The organism is Streptomyces sp. NPDC042371 (genome assembly GCF_056437465.1).
In genome coordinates this window covers 89891-97631 of record NZ_JBWKAP010000002.1, presented here as the reverse complement: position 1 = coordinate 97631, position 7741 = coordinate 89891, and the positions used below count along the sequence as shown (strand labels likewise).

The window sequence follows — 7741 nt, the reverse complement described above, 5'->3', positions numbered from 1 at the left end:
GGCTCCTGTTCAATTGAAGGATGAACGAGAACGGATCGGCTCAAGTCGCCCTCGCGGCGCGGTTCGAGGAGCACAGAACCCGGCTGAACGCGGTGGCGTACCGCATGCTCGGCTCGCTGAGCGAGTCGGAGGACGCGGTGCAGGAGGCGTGGTTCCGGCTGAGCCGCACGGAGGGCGCCCCGGACGCGGAGGAGGTGCGGAACCTGGGCGGCTGGCTGACCACCGTCGTCGGCCGCATCTGCCTCGACCTGCTGCGCACCCGGCAGTCCCGGCGCGAGGACTCCCTCGACGCGTCCGTGCGGGCCTTCGGCGAGACCCACATCCCGGACCCGGTCGTGACCCGCGCCGACGCGGCCGACCCCGAGCAGGAGGTGCTGCTCGCCGACTCGGTGGGCCTCGCGCTCCTCGTCGTACTCGAAACGCTGGCGCCCGCCGAGCGGTTGGCGTTCGTGCTGCACGACATGTTCGCCGTGCCCTTCGAGGAGATCGCGCCCATCGTGGAGCGTTCGGCGGCCACGACCCGGCAGCTGGCCAGCCGGGCCCGCCGCCGCGTGCAGGGCTCCACGCCCGTGGCGGAGACCGACGTCGCCAGGCAGCGCGAGGTCGTCGAGGCCTGGATGGCCGCCACGCGCGCCGGTGACTTCGACGCGCTCCTCGAACTCCTCGACCCGGACGTCGTGCTGCGCGCGGACACCGGCGAGCTGTCGTCCGGGCTCTCCAAGGTGGTGCGCGGCGCCGCGGAAGTGGCCGGACAGGCAGCGATGTTCGCGCGGGTCGCCGCGGACCAGCACCTGGTGTTCCTCAACGGCATGCCGGGCCTGGTCGCGCTCCCCGGCGGCGAGGCGGTCTCGCTCGGGTCCTTCACGGTCGTGGACGGCCGGATCGTGGAGATCAACATCATCGCGGACCGCGAGCGGCTGCAGGTCCTGACGCGTCCGCTGCGGGACGCCTGAGGCCTCTGCGCACCTCAGCGGGTTGTAGTGGCGGCGGTCCCCTCCCGTCCGCCGCCACTCGTCCTGCGCACCACCCGCAGCAGGTACTCCTTGCGGTGCAGCGGATCGTGATCGGTCCGCTCACGCGTCGGTACGGCGCCGCCGCGCACCCGCTCGTAGTGGTCGAAGGCGGACTCCAACTCGCCCTCGCCGCGGGTCAGTCCGGGCAGCTGCTGCTCCAGCGCGTGCACCTGCTGCGCGGGGATGTCCCCTTCCAGGTGGTACGACGCCCCGCTCGTCGTCGGCGTGTGCGGGACGGCGCGCAGCCGGGCGAGGACGGGCAGGACCGCCCCGACCGTGTCGGCCGGTACGTCGAGCCGGAACCGGTGCATCGGCTCGTGCACCGCCGTGCCCGCCGCCCGCAGCGCGTCCATCAGGACCAGCGGCGTCAGGTTCCGGAAGTCCCCCGCGGTGCTCGACATGCTCTTGTCGAACGTGCCGTGGGCGTGGCTCTGCCGCGGCCAGTAGCCGCAGTGCGTCATCGTCACCGTGCAGTCGGGGATGCGCCAGCCGTGGACCCCCTGGTGGAGCGTCTCCCTGACCGTGTCCTCGACGGCCCGGAAGAACGCGTACGGCATCGAGCCGAGCTCTACCCCGAGGCGGAACTCCACCCCGGCGCCCACCGGCGCGGGCGCCACCCGCAGCCCCACCGTGGCCAGGAACGGATTGGGGTCCTTGTCGATGATCTCGTACGCCGAACCGGTCCCGACGACCCGCTCCACACAGATCGTCGTGGTCTCCCGGAAGGAGACGTCGAGCCCGAAGTCCTCGGCGAGCGTCGCCTGGACGACCTCCTTCTGTACCTCTCCGTAGAGCGAGACCGAGACCTCCTGGCGGACGGCGTCCTGCCGCAGGCCGATCAGCGGGTCCTGCTCGGCGAGCTGGGTCAGCGCGAGGTGCAGGGCGCCGCGGTCGGCGGCGCGCACCGGGGTGACGACCGTCTCCAGGGTGGGCGGCGCGAAGAAGCGCGCGCCGTACTCGACTCCCTCACGGGGTACGCCGATCACGTCCCCGATCCGTACGTCCCCGAGCCCGCGCAGCTTGCCGATCTGCCCCGCGCGGACCTCCGTGCGCGGTACGTCCGTGCCCGCCTCGAAGACGCCGACGCCCGTGACCTTGGCCTCGCGGGCCGCCCCGCCCCCGCCGTCGCCGATGTCCAGGCGGTCGCGCGTGCGGACGGTGCCGGAGAACATGCGGACGTACGCGATCTTCTCCCCGGCCGCGCCCCGCTCCACCTTGAACACGCTGCCGGACACCGGCCCTTCGGCGTCCCCGGCGACGGCGGGCAGCAACTCGCGGATCCCGTCCGTCAGTTCACGCACCCCCACACCGGTGGCCGCCGACCCGAAGAACACCGGGTGCACGAGGGCGCCCCGGGTCTGCCGGGCCAGTTCCGTGCGCAGCCGGTCGTACGAGAGGGACGCCGGGTCGTCGACGTACGCGGCCAGGAGCGTGTCGTCGTGCCCGGCGAGCAGCTCGGTCAGCCGGGCGGTGAAGCCGCCGGACCCGGCGCTGCGGGCGGTGAACGGGACGAAGCGCGCCTCGCGCGTGCCGATGCCGGAGACCGTGCCCATCGGGACGACGTCCGGGGTGAGCCGCTCGGCGATGTGCCGCAGCACGCCGTCGTAACGGGCGCCGCCGCGGTCCGTCTTGTTCACGAAGATCAGCGTGGGGATGCGCAGCCGCCGCAGCGTCCGCAGCAGGACGCGGGTCTGCGCCTGCACGCCCTCCACGGCGGAGACCACGAGCACGGCGCCGTCGAGCACGCTGAGGACCCGCTCCACCTCGGCGATGAAGTCCGGGTGGCCGGGGGTGTCGATCAGATTGACCGTCGTGCCGTCGACGGCGAAGGAGACGACCGCGGATTTGATGGTGATGCCGCGCTGCCGCTCCAGGGCGAGCGAATCGGTCTGCGTGTTTCCGTCGTCGACGCGGCCGACCTCGTCGATGACACCCGCGGCATGCAGGAGCCGCTCGGTCAGGCTGGTCTTACCGGCATCGATGTGGGCCAGAATGCCCAGGTTCAGTGTGCGCGGAAGGCGCGGGGCAGATGAATGCACGTACCGTCATGTCCTTTGGGGAAGTGGGAATTCCTTTCGCGTGGGACATGCACGAACGCCGCATTTCCTGCTCCTTCGCAGACTCCACCGGGCTCGCCCCGGCTGCCGCAAGTCCAGCAGCGCGGGGCGGGGCGGGGCAACTGATTAAGAGCCTGTGTCATCACCCCGGCCGGGTGGGGTGATGACACAGGCTCTAAGTACGCACCTCGCGGGACCGGCTCAGCGCGAGACCCATACCGGTGGGGCCGGGGCGGGAGCGGGCGCGGGGAAGGACGCGGGGTCGGAGACCGCGGTGATCCGGCGCCGTGCCGCGAGGCGCAGCACGATCGCCGCGTACCCGAGCAGCATCACCACGTCGACGCCCACCGACATCCAGTCCATGTCCGCGGCCGTCTCGTCGGAGGCGAGGGCCCCGGCGATCGCGGCCGAGACGCCCATCGCCAGCAGGTTGTTGACCACGTGCAGCCCGATCGCCGCCTCAAGGCCGCCGGTACGGACCGTCAGCACACCCGCCACCAGGCCGAACACCACGAGGTCCGCGAAGCCCCACGGCGTGCCCCAGCCGTGGGCCGAGGCGAACAGCAGCGCCTGCGGCACGATCGCCACCCACGGCGAACGGCACCAGGCGCCGACCGCCTGGGTGAGCCAGCCCCGGAACGCGTACTCCTCCGCCGACGCCTGGAACGGCACGAGCACGCACACCAGCGCGAGGCCGAGCAGGAAGTCGGGCCACCCGGCCCACTCCGTGCCGCCCGCGGTGCTCTCCGCGCCGCCGCCCGCCGACTCGGGCAGCAGCAGCATGATCCCCAGCGACGCGACGACCAGCGGCAGCGCGACCACGAGACAGCGCCCCAGCCAGCGCCACCGCAGCCGCCCCGTCACCGAGGAGAGCGTGCCCGCCGGACGCCGCTGGGCCCAGTGCGCGGCCGCGAACACCACCGGCGTGAGCACCGCGAGCGACAGCAGCGCCACCCCCGTCTCCCCGATGCCGCCCCAGACGCGGAAGCCGTCCTTGCCGACGGGCCGGTTCAGGAGCGCGCCCGCGATCTCACCGGCCAGCAGCACCACGAGCGTCGCGGCGACGGCGCCCGCCAGCAGCAGCGCGGTTCCGGCCAGCGGACGCCACCAGCGGTGCCGTCCGGTGACCAGGGCGAGGCGGTGGTAGGGGAGCGGCGGGACGGGGGAGGGGGGAGCGGGACGGGCGGGGTAGGCGGGGTACGCGGGGGAGGGTGTCGCGGTCATGCCCACCAGCATTCCTGCCGCGCCCGGCCGAAGCGTCGGCCGCCCGCACGATCACGCTCTCCAACCACGGATAGAGAGCCCCTCCGTATCATCGAGCCCGATATGGAGCGAATACGTAACTGGCTGCTGCCCGTCCTGCTGGCGGTCCAGCAACTGGCCTACTGGCCGGGGCGCACCCTGCGCGAGGACGATCCGGTGGGCCCGGGCCAGCTGATGGCGGCGCTCGCCGCCGCGGTCGTGGTCACCGCGGCGCTCGGCGTACGCCGCCGACGCCCCGTCGCCGCGGCGCTCACCGTCGAGGCCGTCCTGCTCGCCTGCCTGCCCCTGCCGGAGGACGCGACGCTCCTGCACGCGCTGAGCCTGCTGGTCGCCCTGTACTCGGTCGCGGTGCGCAGCCCCGGGCGGACGGCCGCCGTCGTCGCGACCGGCCTTGCGCTCTGCGAGGCGGGCCGCTCGGCGGTGCTGTTCGACTCGGCCACCGAGGCGGTCGGTGAGGGCGCGGTCAACTGCGTGCTCTTCCTGGTCGTCGTGGGCCTCGGCCGCAGCCGCCGTCGCTGGCTCGCCGGACGGCGGTCCGCCGCGCGGGAGCTTGCGCGGGCCGAGTCCGAGCGCGCCCGCGCCGCCGTCACCGAGCGCGAGCGCCTCGCCCGCGAACTGCACGACGTGAGCGCCCACCACCTCACCTCGGTCGTGGTCACCGCGGACGCCGCACTGCGGCTCGGCGACCGCAAGCCGGAACTGGCCGCGCAGGCGCTGGAGTTCGCTGCGGACACCGGCCGCGAGACCGCGGCGGCACTCCACCGGCTTGTGGCGCTGATGCGGACCGCGGCGGCGGACGACGAGAGCGCCCTGGAGGACCGCGTCACCGAACTGGCCGCGGGCTTCGCACGCCTGGGCCTGCGCCCCGCCGTGACCGTGGCACCGGAGGCGGCACGGCTGGCGGGCCCGGTGGCCGAAGCGGCCTTCGGCATCATCCGCGAGGCCCTCACGAACGCGCTGCGCTACGCCCCCGGTGCGACGGTACGCATCCACATCCTGTCCAAGGCTCCCGACGACACCGTCCACGTCACGGTCGAGGACGACGGGGCGGCGGGCGGGACGCCGGGTGGCGGGCTCGCGGGGCGGCAGCGGCTCGGGTCGGGGCGGGGGACCGCGGGGATGCGGGAGCGGGCCGGTGCGCTCGGCGGCACGCTCGTGGCCGGGGCGCGGCAGGACGGGCCCGGGTGGTCGGTGCGGGCCGGGCTGCCGGGCGCCACAGGGGTGCTGGGCCACCGGGCCGTACGCCACCGTGCCCTGAGCCACCGTGCCCTGCGCGGCCTGGACCTGTCCGACGGGGCGGTCGCCGTCGCCGTCGCCACGCTCCCGGTCTTCGCGGTCCTCGTCGAGGAACCCACCGCCGTCGCCCTGGCCTGCGGCCCCGCCGTCGCGCACGCGCTCCCGCTGCTGTGGCGGCGCCGGGCACCCTGGGCGGTGCTCTGCGCGGTCCTCGTCACCGCCTGGTTCGCGCCGCTCGGCCTCGCGTTCGGGCTGCTGTCGCCCGATGTGGCCCTGTGCCTGGCGGCGGCGGGCGGTATCGCGGAGTGCGTCGCCGTGTACGCCGTGGGGGCGTTCGCGGGCCCCGCGGGGGTCACCTGGCCCGCGATGGGCGTGGCGGCCACCGGGCTGTGCCTGTCCACCCTGGCCCTCGCGTCGGCCGACGGCATCGCGGACCTGGAGAAGGACGGCGGCTTTGGGCTCATGCTCTTCCTGGTGGCCGTCGTCGGCGGGGTGTTCCTGCTGCCGATGGCCGCGCTCTGGGGCCTCGGCGCGGGCGTACGGACGCGGCGCGAACGCGTCAGGGCCTGGGAGGACCACGCGCTGACGGCCACGGTGTGGTCGGCGGTCGCCGAGGCGCACGAGGAGCGCCGCCGCATCGCCGTGGAACTGCGCGGCGAAGTCCTGCGGCACGCCGACGCGGTGGTCGCGCGGGCCGAGGCGGGTGACCTGAGCGGCGTGGCGGACGCGGCGAGGGCGGGCCTGTCGGCGATGCGCGACCTGCTGGCCGCGCTGCGCGAGGTGACGGCCCCGGGCGACGTAGCCGCAGATGCCGTAGCCGCAGATGACGCAGACGCAGACGAACCACGGCCGCTCCCACAGCCGGTGGCGCCCTAGCCGAGGAGGCACCCCATCACCACCGAGCACGCCACCGATCATCACCCCACCGGCGATACCCCCGTCCGAGTGATGGTCGTCGACGACCAGGCCGTGGTCCGCGCGGGATTCGCGGCGATCGTCGACGCGGAACCGGACCTCCGGGTGGTGGCCGAGGCCGAGGACGGCGCCCGTGCCGTGCGGCTGGCGTCCGATCTCGCCCCGGACGTCGTCCTGATGGACATCCGCATGCCGGGCATGGACGGCCTGACGGCGACCCGGCTGCTCACCGCGGCGCCCGGCGTGACCGCACCCCCGCGCGTGCTGGTCCTGACCACCTTCGACCAGGACGCCTACGTCCACGACGCCCTGCGCGCCGGAGCCTCCGGTTTCCTCCTGAAGGACGCGCTGCCCGAGGAACTCCTCGCGGGCATCCGCATCGTCGCCTCCGGCGAGGCGATGCTGGCCCCCACGGTCACGCGCCGCCTCATCGACGCCTTCGCGGGCACGGCCCCCGCCCCGGACCCCGCGCTCCTGGAGTCCCTCACGCCCCGTGAGCGCGAGGTCCTGACCCTGGTGGCCGCGGGCCACACGAACGCGGAGATCGCCGGGGCGCTCGGCGTCACGACCGGCACGGTGAAGTCGCACGTCAACGCCCTGCTGGGCAAGCTGGGCCTGCGCGACCGCGTCCAGGCCACGATCCTCGCGTACGACCTGGGCCTGGCCAGGCCACGGAGCCTGTGAAACGACGACAGCACCCGGCTCCGCGCGGATGCCGGGTGCTGTCGGTGGAACGCGTGACGCGGGGCGTCAGGCCTTCTTGGTCTCCCAGAAGATCTTGTCGATCTGGGCGATGTAGTCCAGCGCCTTCTGGCCCGTGGCCGGGTCGGTCGAGCCCTTCGCGGCCGAGAGGGCCTTCAGGGTGTCGTTGACCAGCTGGTGCAGCTCCGGGTACTTCTCGAAGTGCGGGGGCTTGAAGTAGTCGCTCCACAGCACCGAGACGTGGTGCTTGGCGAGCTCGGCACGCTGCTCCTTGATGACCACGGCGCGCGCCTGGAAGTGCGCGTCGTCGTTGGCGGCCATCTTCTCCTGCACGGCCTTCACCGACTCCGCCTCGATGCGGGCCTGGGCCGGGTCGTACACGCCGCAGGGCAGGTCGCAGTGCGCGCTGACCTTCACCTTGGGGGCAAACAGGCGGGTGAGCATGTTGCTGTCCTCCTCGTGATCGTCTTCTCAGGTGGGACATTACTCCGTGAGTGACGGGTTTTCGCGAGTGCCCCCATGGGCTTAGGACAAAAGTCCAGGGTCAGACTGGGA

The 7741-nt window shown here is 73.6% G+C and carries 6 protein-coding genes; 3 read left to right on the top strand and 3 right to left on the bottom strand.

Annotated elements, in window-relative coordinates; all coding sequences use genetic code 11:
• The first annotated feature begins 20 nt into the window (after window positions 1-20).
• Window positions 21-953 (top strand): sigma-70 family RNA polymerase sigma factor, encoded by a 933-nt coding sequence (locus AC068B_RS06220; RefSeq protein WP_478669412.1) that lies wholly within the window; start codon window positions 21-23, stop codon window positions 951-953.
• A gap of 14 nt (window positions 954-967) precedes the next feature.
• Here AC068B_RS06220 and AC068B_RS06215 read toward each other — a convergent pair whose 3' ends face one another.
• Together AC068B_RS06215 and AC068B_RS06210 are read right to left on the bottom strand one after the other, a co-directional pair.
• Window positions 968-3052, bottom strand: coding sequence for a GTP-binding protein (locus tag AC068B_RS06215; protein WP_478669411.1), 2085 nt, complete (start codon window positions 3050-3052; stop codon window positions 968-970).
• A gap of 219 nt (window positions 3053-3271) precedes the next feature.
• Window positions 3272-4294, bottom strand: coding sequence for a lysostaphin resistance A-like protein (locus AC068B_RS06210; RefSeq protein ID WP_478669410.1), 1023 nt, complete (start codon window positions 4292-4294; stop codon window positions 3272-3274).
• Between the two features lie 102 nt (window positions 4295-4396).
• Here AC068B_RS06210 and AC068B_RS06205 point away from each other — a divergent pair, with 102 nt between their 5' ends.
• Both AC068B_RS06205 and AC068B_RS06200 read left to right on the top strand, forming a co-directional pair.
• Window positions 4397-6445 carry a DUF7134 domain-containing protein gene (locus tag AC068B_RS06205; protein WP_478669408.1) on the top strand — a complete coding sequence of 683 codons (2049 nt, stop codon included), beginning with the start codon at window positions 4397-4399 and terminating at the stop codon, window positions 6443-6445.
• A 72-nt stretch (window positions 6446-6517) separates the two neighbouring features.
• The gene (locus AC068B_RS06200; protein ID WP_478669407.1) at window positions 6518-7168 is read left to right on the top strand and encodes a response regulator; all 651 of its coding nucleotides are present in this window, start codon (window positions 6518-6520) and stop codon (window positions 7166-7168) included.
• 66 nt (window positions 7169-7234) lie between these two features.
• Here the strand turns inward: AC068B_RS06200 and sodN are convergent, their stop codons facing one another.
• Window positions 7235-7630, bottom strand: coding sequence for a superoxide dismutase, Ni (sodN, locus tag AC068B_RS06195; protein WP_055564736.1), 396 nt, complete (start codon window positions 7628-7630; stop codon window positions 7235-7237).
• Between the last annotated feature and the right edge of the window lie 111 nt (window positions 7631-7741).

Coding starts and splice junctions, on each gene's coding strand:
- AC068B_RS06205 (WP_478669408.1), top strand. CDS start 4,397: ATGGAGCGAATACGTAACTGGCTGCTGCCCGTCCTGCTGGCGGTCCAG.
- AC068B_RS06210 (WP_478669410.1), bottom strand. CDS start 4,294: ATGACCGCGACACCCTCCCCCGCGTACCCCGCCTACCCCGCCCGTCCC.
- sodN (WP_055564736.1), bottom strand. CDS start 7,630: ATGCTCACCCGCCTGTTTGCCCCCAAGGTGAAGGTCAGCGCGCACTGC.
- AC068B_RS06200 (WP_478669407.1), top strand. CDS start 6,518: ATGGTCGTCGACGACCAGGCCGTGGTCCGCGCGGGATTCGCGGCGATC.
- AC068B_RS06220 (WP_478669412.1), top strand. CDS start 21: ATGAACGAGAACGGATCGGCTCAAGTCGCCCTCGCGGCGCGGTTCGAG.